Raw genomic sequence first — 15095 nt, forward strand, 5'->3', positions numbered from 1 at the left:
TTAAAAAGGCTGTAACATGCGAGTTAAGTACAGCTGGGCTTTGGTACTACTACTTTCTGGTTGCCAATTAACTCAGTCAGAGAATCCAGACCAAGCTTCCGAGCAAACCAACACATCTCCTACTAAAGAAGTTTCTCAAACGAACGTTTCATCAGAAGCGACCAAAGAAGAACCAAAAGTTGAAGCACCTGTCGTTACTCCACAAACACAAGAAGATGTTTGGAAACGTATTGCGATGCAACTTGAAATGGAAGTACCAGACCAAAAGAAGGTCGATTACTACCGAACTTGGTATCTAAAGCACCCTAGTCATCTAAAAACCGTCTCACAACGTGCTGAACCCTTCCTTTATCTGATCACAACTAAGATTGAAGAAAAAGGCTTACCACTAGAATTGGCATTGTTGCCGGTTGTAGAAAGTTCTTTCGATGCGTTCGCCTACTCACATGGTAGTGCTGCAGGTCTATGGCAATTTATTTCAGGCACAGGCAAAGATTACGGGCTTGAACAGAACTTCTGGTACGACGGTCGTCGTGATGTCGCCGCTTCTACTGATGCTGCATTGGATTTCCTATCAGACCTTAACAGACGTTTCGATGGCGATTGGAATCATGCCATTGCTGCCTATAACAGTGGCGGTGGTCGTGTAAGCAGTGCTATCCGCAAGAACAAGAAGCTGGGTAAGCCAATCGACTTCTTCTCTTTGGATTTACCAAAAGAGACCAGCAGCTACGTGCCTAAGCTACTTGCACTGGCTGACGTGATTGCCAACCAAGAAAAGTATGGCATCGACATTCCTGCAATCCCTAACAAGCCGGTATTGACTCTGGTTAACCCAGACGAACAACTTGATCTGGCGATTGCGGCAAACTACGCAGGCATTCCGGTAAAAGAGCTGCAAGGCTATAACCCAGCTTATAACCAATGGGCGACGGCACCAGAAAAGCATCAGCAATTATTGCTTCCTCTAAGCTCTGTTGAGAAGTTCAACAAAGAAGTGGCTTCCAATAAAGGCAAAGGCATGAAGTTGGTGCGTTATAAAGTGCAATCTGGCGATAGCATCAGCGTACTGGCGAGTAAATACAACACCACCAGCAAAGTGATTCGTTCTGCAAACGGGATGAGCAACAACAATATCCGTATTGGTCAGCACCTACTTATCCCAACCTCAACCAAAGACGACAAAACGTACGCACTAAGCGCTTCAAACCGCCTAGCAAGCACACAGTCGAAGAGTCGTGGTCAATATAAGCTCAGCCATACGGTAAGAAGTGGTGACAGCCTATGGACGATTGCACGCGCAAATAAGGTATCTCACCAATCACTGGCTAAGTGGAATGGCATGGGACCACGTGACACACTGCGTATTGGTCAAGAACTGGTCATTTGGAAGAATGGTTCAGACGGTGCCATCATCCGTACTATCTTTTATAACGTAAGATCGGGTGACACAGTCAGCGGTATTGCATCAAAGTTCAAAGTAAAAAGTGCAGATGTTGTAAAATGGAACACTTTGCAGAACAAAAAATACCTACAGCCAGGACAAAAACTGAAGCTGTATGTTGATGTAACTAAGGTAAGTGTATGAATCCGTCAAGTAACCCACTCGTCATGCTGTTGGATATTTTCCGAGCACCAACAGCTTGTTTCTTAGCGCTTTATCAGCGAAGTGCTTGGGGATGGCAACCCTACGTCGTATTAATACTCAGTCCATTTTTATTTTGGGGTGCCTATTTTTCGAATGTGGATTTTGCATGGTTGAGCGCAGAGCTGTCACAGCAACTCGCTCAAACTAACCCTGATCAATTGGCGTTACTTGACAGCAATACCCTACTCGCGAGTGAAATCATCAGCGATGTGTTTGGCCGAACGTTAACCATCGCTCTGTTGGCGTTCTGGTTTAACCTAGCAACCAAACCAAGCCAACATCAGCACAGTTACTGGCGATGGTTTGCAGCTTCATCTGTTGTGATGTTCCCGGCTGTTTTAGGTGACGTGGCGAGCTACGCAAGCCTTATACTCAAGCACGGACATGTGATGAACTACGCTGCTGACTTGAACAGCTTAAACGGCTTAATCAAGTTACCGCTAACCAATGACTGGTCGCAGTTTGCTAGCTCATTACCACTATTACTGCCATGGTACATCGTGCTGGGTTATGCCGCGGTATTAACATGGACTGAGTTTGAACGCGGGCAAGCGCTTGTGATTTCAGGCTTACCATGGGTTGGCTACTACCTAATCTGGGCGCTCTACATTTTAATATTTTAAGTTGAAGAGATAAGGCTAGCGAAAACTCTCTAGCCTATTTATTCCATTGCTTATTACCAAAAATAACCACAGGGCGAATGGCAAATAGCTAAGATCCAATAACTAATAGCCAGTAGCTGATAACTGATAGCTTCTTACTATTTAGCCTTAAAGGTCACTCGCATAGGGTTATGATCAGAAGCGTCCGTGATGGGCGCTTTTGCTTTTTCTACTTCTAAGCCACGATAAAACACATGGTCTAGTACCAAACCCGTAATAAATTGGGTGCGGTTATCGGGTTCAAAAGCGACCTCTTTCAAGCCTACCTTTTCCAGTTCAGTTTTTAATACAGAAAAGCGCGCCTCACTCCAACTGTTAAAGTCGCCAGCAAAAACGACAGGCCCACGATATTGCTGCAGGTTATCAGTCAAGCTCTCGAGTTGAGCTTCGTAATCTTCAGTACCAAACGTAAAGTTCACCGCGTGGATATTGATGACCGCTAGCTCTTCACCATTACTCAATTGATAACGAGACCAAAGTGCCGATTTGGGCAGTTGAAGCCAAGGCTCTTCATGAGTATAAGCACAAGCTTCGATCGGCAAATGTGTCGCTAGATTGAGTACACCAGCACTTTGCTCAAAGGCTTCGAACGCATTCACTCGAGTACTTCCCCACTGGCCACTGGTCACCCATTGGCGAAGCCCTTCTGTCATACTCGCTTCTTGCAGTAAGACTAGATCGCTTCCTGCCGAGAGTTTATTTAACTCACTCTGCCAGTTACTGCGGTTTTGCTTGTATATATTCCACACGGTGAGGCTCAACCCGTCAGACACATCAATCGCCTTCGGTTTCGAGTTTTGGTAGCAGCTATAGATATCGTTACTGGTGTTTTGAGAGGAAGTGATCAGATTGGGTTTATTCGGGATCACGAAGATAAGATGAAAACTAGCAACAGCAAGTGTTATCAAGACTGCGATAACAATGATGGTTTTCTTAAACATACAGCACCCTACCAGAAATGAAAAAGGAGCGATAAACGCTCCTTTTAGGGTAATAGTTTTTTTATACGGCGTCTTCGTCTTCTTCGCCAGTACGAATACGTACCACACGTTCAACGTCAGTAATGAAGATCTTACCGTCGCCGATTTTACCTGTTTGCGCTGTTTCGATAATGGTATCAACACATTGGTCAGCCACTTCGTCAGTCACAACAATTTCCAATTTCACTTTAGGTAAAAAGTCGACCATGTACTCTGCGCCGCGGTATAGCTCAGTATGACCTTTTTGACGTCCAAAGCCTTTAACTTCAGATACTGTCATGCCCGTAATGCCCACTTCTGCAAGTGCTTCACGTACATCATCAAGTTTGAATGGCTTGATAATGGCTTCAATCTTTTTCATGTTCATCCCTTAAACTGTGCGAATGGCTCATTATCGGTTAGCTATAGTAAACATTCAATGAAAAAAGCCAGAGCTTTAAAGCTCTGGCTCGAAATTTATCATCTTGTTTAATCAGCGCTTTGAGAAGGTTTTACTTAAGGCTTGCGTAGTAAGCAGCTAGATTCGCGATATCTTCATCACTCAACATGGAAGCTTGAGCCTGCATTACAGCAGCCAAACCGCCGGTGCGCTGGCCGTTCTTGTATGCGTTAATTGATGAAGCGATGTATTGCTCGTTTTGACCTTTAAGGTTTGGGTAACCTGGGATCACTGCGATACCGTCTGCACCATGACATGCTGCACAGATTGCTGCTTTAGCTTGACCCGCAGCAACATCACCCGCCAGAGCGTTACCACTCAATAGTCCAAATCCAAGAACTAATCCTAGTGTAATTTTCTTCATTGCATATTCCATTAATTATTTTTATTAAAGTGACGTCGAATTGTGACACAAACTTTTTTTACTTGCTCCAAAGCGCTTCACAATCTTGACCTTCGTAGTTTTTATCTACGAATAAGCCCATAACAGCGATCACTCGATCGCCATCCATTAATATTGGCGTTCTGCGTCGTAACCAACTGGGTACTTGGTATTCTTGAAAGAGCTTCTTAAGCTTTCTGCTATGCCCTCGCCCAACAGGATGAGCCGAGAGCCCTTCAGGGTTAAAGATGACTCGTAGTGCTCCTTGAACACCCGTCAGGCTAAAACTTTGCGCATCACGGCTGTTAGTAACAGCATCACTCGTCACTGACTTTAAGTGGATTATTCCTAAGCCATCTGGCAACTCTAAGTTATCTCCAATCGAGAGGCCACTTTGCCAATCGGATAAATCTTTAGTCTGTCTCACTAGATAGAGCTGATGATTAAAGCGTCTAACTTCGGCATCATTCAACACCAACTTAGGGTTGGCGTCCGTCTGAGCGCATGCGACTTCATCCCACATAAGCTTGAGCTGTTTTTGACTCGGCATCGATTGCTTACAGTGGCTAAGCCACATTCTTATCAGTCGTGCTCGTAGTAAATCAGAATGCTTAGATAATGCCTCGATGCTTAAGCTTTGGCTTTCATTGCTACTTAGTGCTTTCTGGAAATGTGATTCAAGCAACTCATCGAGCAGTAACTCTTGCTCTGCGCAAAGCTGAGCACTGCGACTGACCGATTCCCGAAAGCTTGGCCAGCGTTCTGTTAATGTTGGCGCGACTTGATGACGAATGAAATTCCGATCAAAGCGCAGATCCTGATTACTCTCATCTTCGACCCAAGTTAAGCCCATATCGCGCGCAGACTTTTCAATATCCGATCGAGTCACCGACAACAAAGGTCTCACAATGAACGCTTCTCCAAATGGCATCACTTGAGCCATTGAAGAGAGTCCTTTCGGGCCACTGCCACGTTTTAACGCCAACAAGAAAGTCTCAAGTTGGTCGTCAATGTGTTGACCTGTAACAAGCACATCACCCTGTCGGATGTGTTGCTGAAAAGCTTGGTATCGAGCAACTCGAGCAAGCTTTTCAACGCTCTCACCACTGTTGATATCCAGCGATACCCTTTCTACTGCTAACGAAACAGACAAAGCATCACACCACGCTTGGCATTGATTCGCCCAGCAATCTGCATTGTCGCTTAGCCCATGGTGAACATGTACCGCACGACACTCAATGTTATGCGTTTGCGCGAACTGCGCCGCTAACTCTAACAATACTCGCGAATCAACACCGCCACTAAAAGCCACGATCAACCGACTAGGCTTGAGTGCGCTTTGATGAAGTACCGATGTGAAGGTTTCGATTAAGTGAGTCATGAGCGAGTGAACCATGAGAGTAGGTTTGAAGGGATAATATTTTAATAATAAAAAAGGGTTGGCACTGAGTCCAACCCTTTCATCATCTTGTTACTTGAAGCTGCCTCATTTCAAGGCATGCTTATCAGCAGTAACCGTAGCTCATTAGGCGTTGGTAACGACGCTCAAGTAGTGCTTCGTTATCAAACTGCTCTAGCTCTTCTAGCTGTTTAACTAGCATGTCTTTCATGTTCTGAGCCGTTTGTACTGGATCGCGATGCGCGCCACCTAGAGGCTCAGGAATGATTTCGTCGATAAGCTCAAGATCTTTCAGACGAGGAGCAACTAGGCCCATCGCTTCAGCAGCTTGTGGTGCTTTATCTGAATCACGCCACAAGATTGAAGCACAACCTTCTGGAGAGATTACTGAGTACGTAGAGTACTGAAGCATGTTCACGTAATCGCCAACACCAATCGCTAGTGCACCACCTGAACCGCCTTCACCAACAACGTTACAGATAACTGGCACAGATAGGCCAGCCATAACTTTAAGGTTCTTTGCGATAGCTTCAGATTGACCACGTTCTTCAGCACCAACACCTGGATATGCACCCGCTGTGTCGATGAAAGTAATGATTGGCATGTTGAAACGCTCAGCTGTTTCCATTAGGCGAAGTGCCTTACGGTAACCTTCTGGCTTTGGCATACCAAAGTTACGAATCACTTTTTCTTTAGTCTCACGACCTTTCTGGTGACCAATAACCATAACAGGACGACCATTTAGACGAGCCATACCACCCACAATTGCTTTGTCGTCAGCGAAAGCGCGATCGCCCGCCATCTCTTCAAATTCTGTGAAGGCATGCTCCAGGTAATCTTTGGTGTACGGACGTTGCGGGTGACGAGCAAGTTGAGCTACTTGCCATGCACCTAGGTCACTAAAGATTTTCTGTTTAAGCTCTAAGCTTTTTTTCTCTAGTTGTTCAATTTCTTTGTCTAGATCTACCGCTGTGTCACCACCGTGACGTGAAACGTCACGTAGCGCTTCGATTTTTGCTTCAAGTTCAGCGATAGGCTTTTCAAATTCTAGAAAGTTCAGGCTCATCTATGAATCCTTGTTGATTCAGCTCCACAATCATGGAGCTAAATTTTAGTTAAATTCGAGTTCTACTTGGCTATTTCCAAGCAGCTGTTTTAATTCGTCTAGTAATGTATCACTTGGCGTCACACGCCATTCTGTGCCCAATGTTAACCGCGCTCTAGCGTCGGCACGCTGGTAGTATACATTGACTGGGACCGTTCCGGCTCTATAAGGTTCTAAGATTTGACTAAAGCGTTCAAAAAATTGACCATTAATTTGGGATTGGTCGATAGATATCGACACCCCACGAGCATATTTCTCACGGGCGCTTCCTAAGTCCATGACCTCGCGCGCGGACATTTTAAGCCCACCATTGAAATCATCAAAGCTGACCTGTCCAGAAACGACCACTATTTTATCTTTTTCGAGCAATTCAGCGTAACGATCAAGTGCATCCGAGAACAACATCACTTCCATTCGCCCCGATCGGTCGTCGAGGGTCATCAAACCAATTCGAGTTCCGCGCTTCGTGGTCATTACCCTAGCAGCAATTACTAAGCCTGCAATCGTTAATGACTGGTCACGACGAGTTGGCGTGGCATCTTTCAAGCGACAGCTGGTGTATTTCGCGAGTTCTTTAATGTAAGCGTTAACCGGGTGACCCGTTAAATACAAGCCCAGAGTTTCACGTTCACCTTCAAGCCAAACCTTTTCAGGCCACTTCGGTACTTGGGTGTACTTGTGTTCCACCTCTTCCGGAGCATCAGTCAAAACACCAAACATATCCGATTGACCAAAAGACTCAGCGTGGTGATGTTGGCTTGCCGCCTTAACCGCATCTTTCAATGAGGCCATCATCGCTGCTCGGTGAGGACCTAATCTATCTAAGGCGCCCGACAGAATCAACTTTTCGATAACACGCTTGTTCACTTTTTTCAGATCAAGTCGTGCACAGAAGTCGAACAAGTCTTTAAAGTAACCGCCCTTGTTACGCGCTTCAATAATGGCTTCAATTGGGCCTTCACCCACCCCTTTAATCGCACCGATACCATAAACAATCGCGCCATCTTCATCGACATTAAAGCGGTATAAACCAGAGTTAATATCAGGTGGAAGGAGCTTGAGCTTCATACGGAAACATTCATCGACAAGGCCAATAACCTTCTCGGTGTTATCCATATCCGCGGTCATTACTGCCGCCATGAATTCTGCAGGGTAATGCGTTTTGAGCCATAGTGTTTGATAAGAAACCAGTGCGTATGCAGCCGAGTGAGATTTGTTAAAGCCGTAGCCCGCAAACTTCTCTACCAAGTCAAAGATCTTCATGGACAGTTCGCCATCAACACCATTAGCTTCAGCACCTTCTTTGAAGGTACCGCGCTGTTTTGCCATCTCTTCAGGCTTTTTCTTACCCATCGCACGACGCAGCATGTCGGCTCCACCAAGCGTATAACCCGCAAGGATCTGAGCGATTTGCATTACCTGTTCTTGATACAGAATGATGCCGTAAGTCGGTTCTAATGTTTCTTTTAACGATTCGTGTTGCCACGTTTCATCAGGGTAAGATACCGCCTCTCGTCCGTGTTTACGGTCGATAAAGTTATCTACCATGCCTGATTGCAGAGGGCCCGGACGGAACAAGGCCACCAATGCGATGATATCTTCAAAACAGTCGGGCTGTAGACGCTTGATCAGGTCTTTCATACCGCGAGATTCCAGCTGGAATACCGCCGTCGTTTCAGAGTTTTGTAATAAGTTAAATGAGGCTTGATCATCCAGAGGAATCGATTCGATACGAACCGGAGCCTTACCCTCTTTAGCCAAACGCGGGTTCACTAGGCCTAACGCCCAGTCGATGATTGTTAGTGTACGTAGACCCAAGAAGTCGAACTTAACCAAGCCTGCAGTTTCTACGTCATTCTTATCGAATTGCGTTACCGGGAAGTTACCTTCCGCATCGGCATAGATAGGTGCAAAGTCGGTAATCGTGGTGGGTGAGATTACAACACCACCCGCGTGTTTACCGGCGTTTCGCGTACAACCTTCTAGGATGCGACACTTATCAATCAGCTCACGAACTTCTTCATCACCATCATAGAGTTCAGGTAAGGCAGGCTCAGCGAGGAATGCTTTCTCTAACGTCATACCCGGATCAGGCGGAACCAGTTTAGAAATTCGGTCAACAAAACCAAATGGGTGGCCTAACACACGACCTACATCTCGGATTACCGCTTTCGCCGCCATGGTACCAAAGGTGATGATCTGAGATACCGCATCACGACCGTACATTTCAGCAACGTGGTCGATAACTTGGTCACGCTTATCCATACAGAAGTCGATATCGAAATCGGGCATGGATACACGTTCTGGGTTCAAGAAACGTTCGAAAAGTAGATCGTATTCAAGTGGATCGAGATCGGTGATATCCAATGCGTAAGCCACCAAAGAACCGGCACCAGAACCACGACCAGGACCTACTGGCACGTCGTTATCTTTTGACCATTGGATGAATTCCATTACGATCAAGAAGTAACCTGGGAAACCCATGTTGTTGACAACTTCAAGTTCGATCTTGAGTCGCTCATCGTATTCAGGTCTGCGTTCAGCACGAACTTTCTCATCAGGAAATAGGAATGCTAAACGTCGCTCAAGGCCTTCTTCTGATTTCTTAATCAGGAAGTCTTCAATCGCCAAACCTTCGGTCGGGAAGTTAGGCAAGAAGTATTCGCCTAATCGAACGGTGACATTACAACGCTTAGCGATCTCAACACTGTTTTCCAGAGCTTCAGGAATGTCTGAGAAAAGCTCACACATCTCTTCTTCGCTACGGAGGTACTGTTGTGGACTGTAGTTTTTCGGTCGACGTGGATCGACCATGGTAAAGCCATCGTGAATCGCCACACGGATTTCATGGGCGTCAAACAAGTCTTCAGAAATAAATACCACTTCGTTGGTCGCGACAACTGGCAGGTCTTCTTGCTCGGCCAGTTCCAGCGCAAAGTGCAGATAAGACTCTTCATCCGGACGCCCAGTACGGATCAGCTCCAGATAAAATCGGTCGGCAAAGTGTGTTTTGTAAAACTCGACACTACTTGTAACCAACTCACGGTTGCCTTTTAGCAACGCCTTACCAATCTCACCTTCTTTCGCACCCGATAAAAGAATCAGGCCTTCGGCATGTTCAATCAGCCACTCTTTATCAATCACTGGTTGATGCTGTACATGGCCGCGAAGGTAAGCTTTTGAAATCAATAACGTTAGGTTGTTGTAACCTTTGTTACTCGTTGCAATAACGGTGAGTTTAGTCAGTTCGTCGCCAAACTCAGGAGATTGCATCAGGAAGTCAGCACCAATAATGGGTTTAATCCCGCACCCGTGGGCAGTACCGTAGAACTTCACCAAACCACATAGGTTAGTAAAGTCGGTCAGTGCTAGTGCGGGCATACCCATCTCAGCAACTTTCTTAACAAGTGGTGGTACCTTTGACAGGCCATCCACCATAGAAAAGTCACTGTGTACGCGAAGGTGAACAAATTTTGGATCTGACATTATTTTTCCTGAGTTCTAGACGTGAGCCTAGGATTACAACTGGATGTATTCTATTTTTTTCTACTGCAAGTAGGCAACTTTATTCGATAGCCGGCTCCAATCAATAGGAAGCCAGAGCAATATAAAGTTTACTCAACGCACTCTAATCAATACCAAGAACACGTTTTACTGGTTTAAAGCTTTTGCGGTAATGCTCAGTTACACCATGTTTTTCAATCGCTTCGAAATGCGCCTTGGTCGGGTAACCTTTATGTTGAGCAAAACCAAACTCAGGATGAAGTTTATCAAGTTCTTCCATCTCTTGGTCACGAACCACTTTAGCGATGATAGACGCTGCGCTGATTTCAGCAACTCGCAAGTCCCCTTTCACAATCGCCAAACCATCCATAGGTAATTCTGGAACACGGTTACCATCGATCAGAGCCATGTCTGGCTGAATGCTCAGCCCCGCAATGGCACGCTGCATCGCTACCATGGTTGCTTGTAGAATATTTAACTCATCAATTTCTTGCGGAGAGCAACGACCAACCGACCATGCCAGCGCTTTCTCTTTTATCTCAGGAAGCAACGCAAGACGTTTCTTCTCTGACAATTTTTTTGAGTCGTTTAAGCCTTTAATAGGGTTATTAGGGTCGAGGATAACGGCCGCAGTCACGACATCACCAACTAAAGGGCCACGACCCACTTCATCCACACCAGCAAACAACTGGTAACCTTGAGGGTATTCAAACGGAGGAAGCTCTTTTTTCTCTTTTACTGCCATCATTATTCTCTTCGTGTTCTGTAAACAAGCGTTTTATGACTCAACAAATGGTCGGTTAATCAGTTTCAATACCGCGTTAGCCGCTTGTTTATCCGCGTCTTTACGGATCCAGTGATGCATTTCAGTAAAGCGCTCAATAAGTGGTGCGTTGTCCGTTGAAAGCATCTTGTCGACCGATGGAAAAAGGTAATCTGGGTGACACTCTTCAAGAATGTGTTCTTTTACTATTTCTTCACCCGCTAGGATATTCGGTAACGAGACAAATTCTGTTATCGACAATTTCTTCACGATATAGCCAGTGAGCTTGTTTACCTTGTAGCCTACGACCATCGGGCGCTTAAGCAACATACATTCAAGCGCTACGGTACCAGAAGCCAATAGAACTGAGTCGGAAGCGGTAATCACGTTTCTCGCAGTATCTTCAACTAGTGTGAATTCCAACTCAGGAGCCGTCGCTTGCCAGATCTCGATAAACTGGTTCTTACGCTGCTCATTAACCAGCGCAACAACAAAATTAATATCAGGGTATTTCTGCTTAATACGCTGGCAGGTCTCGATAAATGGTTGAGCAATCAAGCTCATTTCACCACCACGGCTACCCGGTAATACCGCTAGCCACTGCTTATCTTGATCTAAGCCCAATAGTTCTCGAGTGTCTCGTTTACTCGGCTCCAAAGGAATCGCATCCGCCAACGTGTGACCAACGAATTCACAGGCAACGTTATATTTATCATAAAACGCTTTTTCGAATGGCAGGAAAGCCAAGACTAAGTCTGTTGCTTTGTCGATTTTAAAGATACGCTTTGGACGCCAAGCCCATACTGAAGGGCTAACGTAATGAACCGTTTTAATGCCAGCGTTCTTAAGATCCAACTCAAGTCTTAGGTTGAAGTCAGGCGCATCAATACCAACAAACACATCAGGTGGATTTTGAGTGAAATACTTCACCAATTCAGCTTTCACTTTGAGTAAACGAGGCAAACGTCCAAGTACTTCAACCAACCCCATCACAGCAAGCTCTTCCATTTCGAAAAGAGACTCACAACCAAGGGCTTTCATCTTGGGGCCGCCAATACCGACGAACTCTGCATTTGGGTATTGTGATTTAATCGCTTTTATAAAGCCTTCACCCAATGTGTCGCCAGAAAGTTCCCCAACAACGATACCTACACGCAGTGGTTCGTTCGAAACAAAATTCGAGGTGTTAGTTTGTGTATCTTGCTGTGCCATAGTTTTCCCTTCTCGCCTAAAGCAAAAAAGACCGCCTAATGAGTAGCGATCTTTTTGTCATACCAATCTGATTAAGTAATTATTGTCATACTTGCGCTGATTGGTACACAATCACATCAAGTATTAACGAATAATACCGCGCTCAGAGTTCTCTAGCATTTCTAGCATAGGAGTAACCGAAGTAAACTCTTTTGCCATTTCAACTAAAGCCGCTTTCGCTTCTTCAAGTGTTTTACCTGAACGGTATAACTCTTTGTACGCTTTCTGTAGTGCACGAATCTCTGGTTTCTCAAACCCGTTACGCTTCAAGCCAACAAGGTTCAAACCAAATGGAGCTGCGTGGTTACCTTGAGCAAGTACGTAAGGGAGTACATCTTGAACAACCGCAGAACAACCGCCAATGTACGCATAAGCGCCAATTGAACAGAACGGGTGAATCGCAGAAAGAGCCATTACACCAGCGTAATCGCCAACCGTCACGTGACCGCCAAGGATAGCGTTGTTACCAATGTGAGTGTGATTTCCAACGATTACATCATGCGCTACGTGAGCGTTTACACAAAGTAAGTTGTCGTTACCAATCACTGTGGTTGCTTTATCTTGAGTCGTACCACGGTGGATTTGAACGGCTTCACGAATCACGTTGCGATCACCGATCACTACTGTTGTTTCTTCGCCGCCATACTTCTTGTCTTGGTTTTCTTCACCAATCACAGCATGCGGGAAGATACGGTTTTCTTTACCAATGGTTGTGTGACCTTTAATCACAACGTGCGACATAATTTCTGTGTCGTCACCAATAGTCACAGTACCAGCAATGTAAGTGAAAGGCCCAACCGTCACGTTAGCACCGATAGTTACATCACCTTCGATTACTGCTGCCGGGTGAATTTTCGCTGTTTCATGAATCATATTAAAACTCTCTACGAGCACATTTAAGTTCAGCTGAACACACTACAGCGCCGTCAACTTTAGCCACACCGTTAAATGATGCAATGCCACGACGTTCTTTTAGGAACTCAACTTCGATAACCAATTGGTCACCAGGTACCACTGGCTTACGGAATTTTGCTTTATCAACACTTGCGAAGTAGTAAAGTTCGTTGCCAGAAGGGGCACCAAAAGATTTAAATGCAAGAAGACCTGTAGCTTGAGCCATTGCTTCTAAGATCAACACGCCCGGGAATACAGGAAGCTGTGGGAAGTGGCCTGTGAACTGAGGTTCGTTAACAGAAACATTCTTAATCGCGGTCAGTGTTTTTTCTTTTTCAAAGCTAGTCACACGATCAACCATTAAGAATGGGTAGCGATGAGGTAATAGTTCCTGAATTTCAGTAATGTTCATCGTTGTCTGTTCAGTAGTCAAAGTCGTATTCCTATATATATTCTTTATTTAATTAGAAGGATTATAAACGAAAAAGACTCGCTGTACGCGAGCCTTTTATTAGAAATGCTGGAATTATGATTCCGCGCTCTTCTCGATAAGTTTTTCGACGGTTTTCAAACGCTTGTTCATTTCATCAATACGATGAACACGCGTTGCTGTTTTACGCCAATCTTTGTTTGGCTGTAAAGGAATACCTGAAGAGTACATACCTTTCTCAGTGATGCTGCGCATTACCATCCCCATACCGGTGATAGTAACGCCGTCAACGATTTCAATGTGACCATTAATCACACAACCGCCACCAATAATACAGTACTTACCTATCGTAGTGCTGCCAGCCACAATAGTACCACCCGCAAGGGCTGAACCATATCCGATGTGAACATTGTGAGCAATTTGAAGTTGGTTATCTAAGATAACGTTGTCTTCAATCACTGTATCGTCCAACGCGCCACGGTCGATGGTAGTACACGCGCCAATTTCTACACGATTACCAACGCGAACCGAACCGACTTGAGGGATCTTAACCCACTCGCCTTTCTCGTTCGCATAACCAAAGCCATCAGAACCAATCACTGTGCTTGATTGAACCAAACACGCAGTGCCAATGATCACTTCATGATAAATGCTTACATTAGCCCAAAGCTTAGTACCTGAGCCAATTTGAGCATTCTTACCAATAAAACAACCAGCACCAATGATCACGTCATCACCAAGGACAACACCAGATTCAATCACAGCATTTGCACCAATAGACACGTTTTGTCCAATGGTTGCATCACCAGAGATTGAAGCTGAATCAGCGATAGCCGCAGCAGGTGCAGGGGTCGTGTCCAGCGCTTGAGCAACTTTAGCAAAAGCAATATAAGGATCATTAACCACTATTACATTGGTTTTACACAGTTCGCGTTCACTCTCTTTAACCATAATAGCGGATGCTTTACAGTCACCTAGGTGTTTGCTGTACTTCACGTTTGAAAGGAACGTAATGTTTCCTTCTAGCGCTTTATCCATAGGAGCCACAGCTGAAACAGTAATAGTACCGTCTCCGTGTAGCTCTCCCCCGGTAATCGTTGCCAATTCGGCTAAAGTCAGGTTCTTCATAAAACTTATTTCAGTGCTTTAATTACTTTCTCAGAGATGTTGTATTCTGGCTTGCCATATTGCAGAGCTTGAATATCAACAATCATGTCGTAGCCTTCTTTCTCTGCAACTTTTGTTACAGCATCTTGAATCACTTTGAATAGCTTCTGCTTCTCTTGTGCTTCACGACGTTGGCTTGCTTTTTCTAGTGCTTGAGCTTTGATTTTGTACTTGCTGTCCAATTGACCAACTTCGATACGAAGCTTTTCAATTTCATCAGGACCTAGCAATTCGCCATCACGCTTAAGCTTTTCGATCTTAGTCTTAGCTTCAGCTTGGATGCTTTGAAGCTCAGCCGCTTTATCTTTGAACTCTTCCTGCATTTTTTGAAGAACAACTTCACGCTGAGGTAGAGCCTGGAATACTTGTGCAGTGTTTACATAACCCACTTTTTGCGCAGCTTCTGCAGCTGTTGCAAAGAAAGAAGAGCTAAGAACTACAAGGCCTAAACCTGCTGCTTTAATCATATTT

The 15095-nt window shown here is 45.0% G+C and carries 14 protein-coding genes; 2 read left to right on the forward strand and 12 right to left on the reverse strand.

Translation table 11 applies throughout. The features are described from left to right. Positions 1-16 precede the first annotated feature (16 nt). The gene (locus BCT49_RS09770; protein WP_102435061.1) at positions 17-1588 is read left to right on the forward strand and encodes a LysM peptidoglycan-binding domain-containing protein; all 1572 of its coding nucleotides are present in this window, start codon (positions 17-19) and stop codon (positions 1586-1588) included. Next, positions 1585-2271, forward strand: coding sequence for a YIP1 family protein (locus tag BCT49_RS09775; RefSeq protein ID WP_102435062.1), 687 nt, complete (start codon positions 1585-1587; stop codon positions 2269-2271). Before BCT49_RS09770 ends, BCT49_RS09775 begins: the two co-directional genes overlap by 4 nt. A 137-nt stretch (positions 2272-2408) precedes the next feature. Here BCT49_RS09775 and BCT49_RS09780 read toward each other — a convergent pair whose 3' ends face one another. The 12 genes from BCT49_RS09780 to BCT49_RS09835 all read right to left on the reverse strand — a co-directional run bounded on the left by BCT49_RS09780 (position 2409) and on the right by BCT49_RS09835 (position 15091). Continuing rightward, complete coding sequence (locus BCT49_RS09780) at positions 2409-3251, reverse strand: endonuclease/exonuclease/phosphatase family protein (RefSeq protein WP_102435063.1); 843 nt, start codon at positions 3249-3251, stop codon at positions 2409-2411. A 61-nt stretch (positions 3252-3312) separates the two neighbouring features. Continuing rightward, complete coding sequence (gene glnB / locus BCT49_RS09785; protein WP_004738609.1) at positions 3313-3651, reverse strand: nitrogen regulatory protein P-II; 339 nt, start codon at positions 3649-3651, stop codon at positions 3313-3315. A 130-nt stretch (positions 3652-3781) separates the two neighbouring features. Then, positions 3782-4105: a c-type cytochrome gene (locus BCT49_RS09790; RefSeq protein ID WP_197275896.1), complete on the reverse strand. Its 324-nt coding sequence runs from the start codon at positions 4103-4105 to the stop codon at positions 3782-3784. Positions 4106-4151: 46 nt separating this feature from the next. Beyond that, positions 4152-5492 (reverse strand): tRNA lysidine(34) synthetase TilS, encoded by a 1341-nt coding sequence (tilS, locus tag BCT49_RS09795; RefSeq protein WP_102435064.1) that lies wholly within the window; start codon positions 5490-5492, stop codon positions 4152-4154. A gap of 124 nt (positions 5493-5616) precedes the next feature. Then, entirely contained in the window at positions 5617-6576 is a 960-nt protein-coding gene (accA, locus tag BCT49_RS09800; RefSeq protein ID WP_004734336.1) for an acetyl-CoA carboxylase carboxyl transferase subunit alpha, read from the reverse strand. Between the two features lie 45 nt (positions 6577-6621). Then, positions 6622-10101, reverse strand: coding sequence for a DNA polymerase III subunit alpha (dnaE, locus tag BCT49_RS09805; protein ID WP_102435065.1), 3480 nt, complete (start codon positions 10099-10101; stop codon positions 6622-6624). 142 nt (positions 10102-10243) lie between these two features. Beyond that, positions 10244-10864 (reverse strand): ribonuclease HII, encoded by a 621-nt coding sequence (rnhB, locus tag BCT49_RS09810; RefSeq protein WP_102435066.1) that lies wholly within the window; start codon positions 10862-10864, stop codon positions 10244-10246. Between the two features lie 33 nt (positions 10865-10897). Further along, a complete protein-coding gene (lpxB, locus tag BCT49_RS09815) occupies positions 10898-12094 on the reverse strand; it encodes a lipid-A-disaccharide synthase (protein WP_102435067.1) in 1197 nt (398 codons plus the stop codon). A gap of 123 nt (positions 12095-12217) precedes the next feature. Continuing rightward, positions 12218-13006, reverse strand: coding sequence for an acyl-ACP--UDP-N-acetylglucosamine O-acyltransferase (gene lpxA / locus BCT49_RS09820; protein WP_102435068.1), 789 nt, complete (start codon positions 13004-13006; stop codon positions 12218-12220). Position 13007: 1 nt separating this feature from the next. Continuing rightward, positions 13008-13460, reverse strand: coding sequence for a 3-hydroxyacyl-ACP dehydratase FabZ (gene fabZ, locus BCT49_RS09825; protein ID WP_017107190.1), 453 nt, complete (start codon positions 13458-13460; stop codon positions 13008-13010). A gap of 93 nt (positions 13461-13553) precedes the next feature. After that, entirely contained in the window at positions 13554-14585 is a 1032-nt protein-coding gene (lpxD, locus tag BCT49_RS09830; protein WP_102435069.1) for a UDP-3-O-(3-hydroxymyristoyl)glucosamine N-acyltransferase, read from the reverse strand. 5 nt (positions 14586-14590) lie between these two features. Next, positions 14591-15091 carry an OmpH family outer membrane protein gene (locus BCT49_RS09835; protein WP_029223473.1) on the reverse strand — a complete coding sequence of 167 codons (501 nt, stop codon included), beginning with the start codon at positions 15089-15091 and terminating at the stop codon, positions 14591-14593. Positions 15092-15095: the final 4 nt, after the last annotated feature.

Origin of the sequence: Vibrio lentus (assembly GCF_002875945.1) — a bacterium.
GTDB classification, from domain to species: domain Bacteria; phylum Pseudomonadota; class Gammaproteobacteria; order Enterobacterales; family Vibrionaceae; genus Vibrio; species Vibrio apostichopi.

Bases quoted from the DNA above. Each gene is read 5' to 3' on its own strand.
- BCT49_RS09770 (WP_102435061.1), top strand. From the start codon at position 17: ATGCGAGTTAAGTACAGCTGGGCTTTGGTACTACTACTTTCTGGTTGC.
- BCT49_RS09775 (WP_102435062.1), top strand. From the start codon at position 1,585: ATGAATCCGTCAAGTAACCCACTCGTCATGCTGTTGGATATTTTCCGA.
- BCT49_RS09780 (WP_102435063.1), bottom strand. From the start codon at position 3,251: ATGTTTAAGAAAACCATCATTGTTATCGCAGTCTTGATAACACTTGCT.
- glnB (WP_004738609.1), bottom strand. From the start codon at position 3,651: ATGAAAAAGATTGAAGCCATTATCAAGCCATTCAAACTTGATGATGTA.
- BCT49_RS09790 (WP_197275896.1), bottom strand. From the start codon at position 4,105: ATGGAATATGCAATGAAGAAAATTACACTAGGATTAGTTCTTGGATTT.
- tilS (WP_102435064.1), bottom strand. From the start codon at position 5,492: ATGACTCACTTAATCGAAACCTTCACATCGGTACTTCATCAAAGCGCA.
- accA (WP_004734336.1), bottom strand. From the start codon at position 6,576: ATGAGCCTGAACTTTCTAGAATTTGAAAAGCCTATCGCTGAACTTGAA.
- dnaE (WP_102435065.1), bottom strand. From the start codon at position 10,101: ATGTCAGATCCAAAATTTGTTCACCTTCGCGTACACAGTGACTTTTCT.
- rnhB (WP_102435066.1), bottom strand. From the start codon at position 10,864: ATGGCAGTAAAAGAGAAAAAAGAGCTTCCTCCGTTTGAATACCCTCAA.
- lpxB (WP_102435067.1), bottom strand. From the start codon at position 12,094: ATGGCACAGCAAGATACACAAACTAACACCTCGAATTTTGTTTCGAAC.
- lpxA (WP_102435068.1), bottom strand. From the start codon at position 13,006: ATGATTCATGAAACAGCGAAAATTCACCCGGCAGCAGTAATCGAAGGT.
- lpxD (WP_102435069.1), bottom strand. From the start codon at position 14,585: ATGAAGAACCTGACTTTAGCCGAATTGGCAACGATTACCGGGGGAGAG.
- BCT49_RS09835 (WP_029223473.1), bottom strand. From the start codon at position 15,091: ATGATTAAAGCAGCAGGTTTAGGCCTTGTAGTTCTTAGCTCTTCTTTC.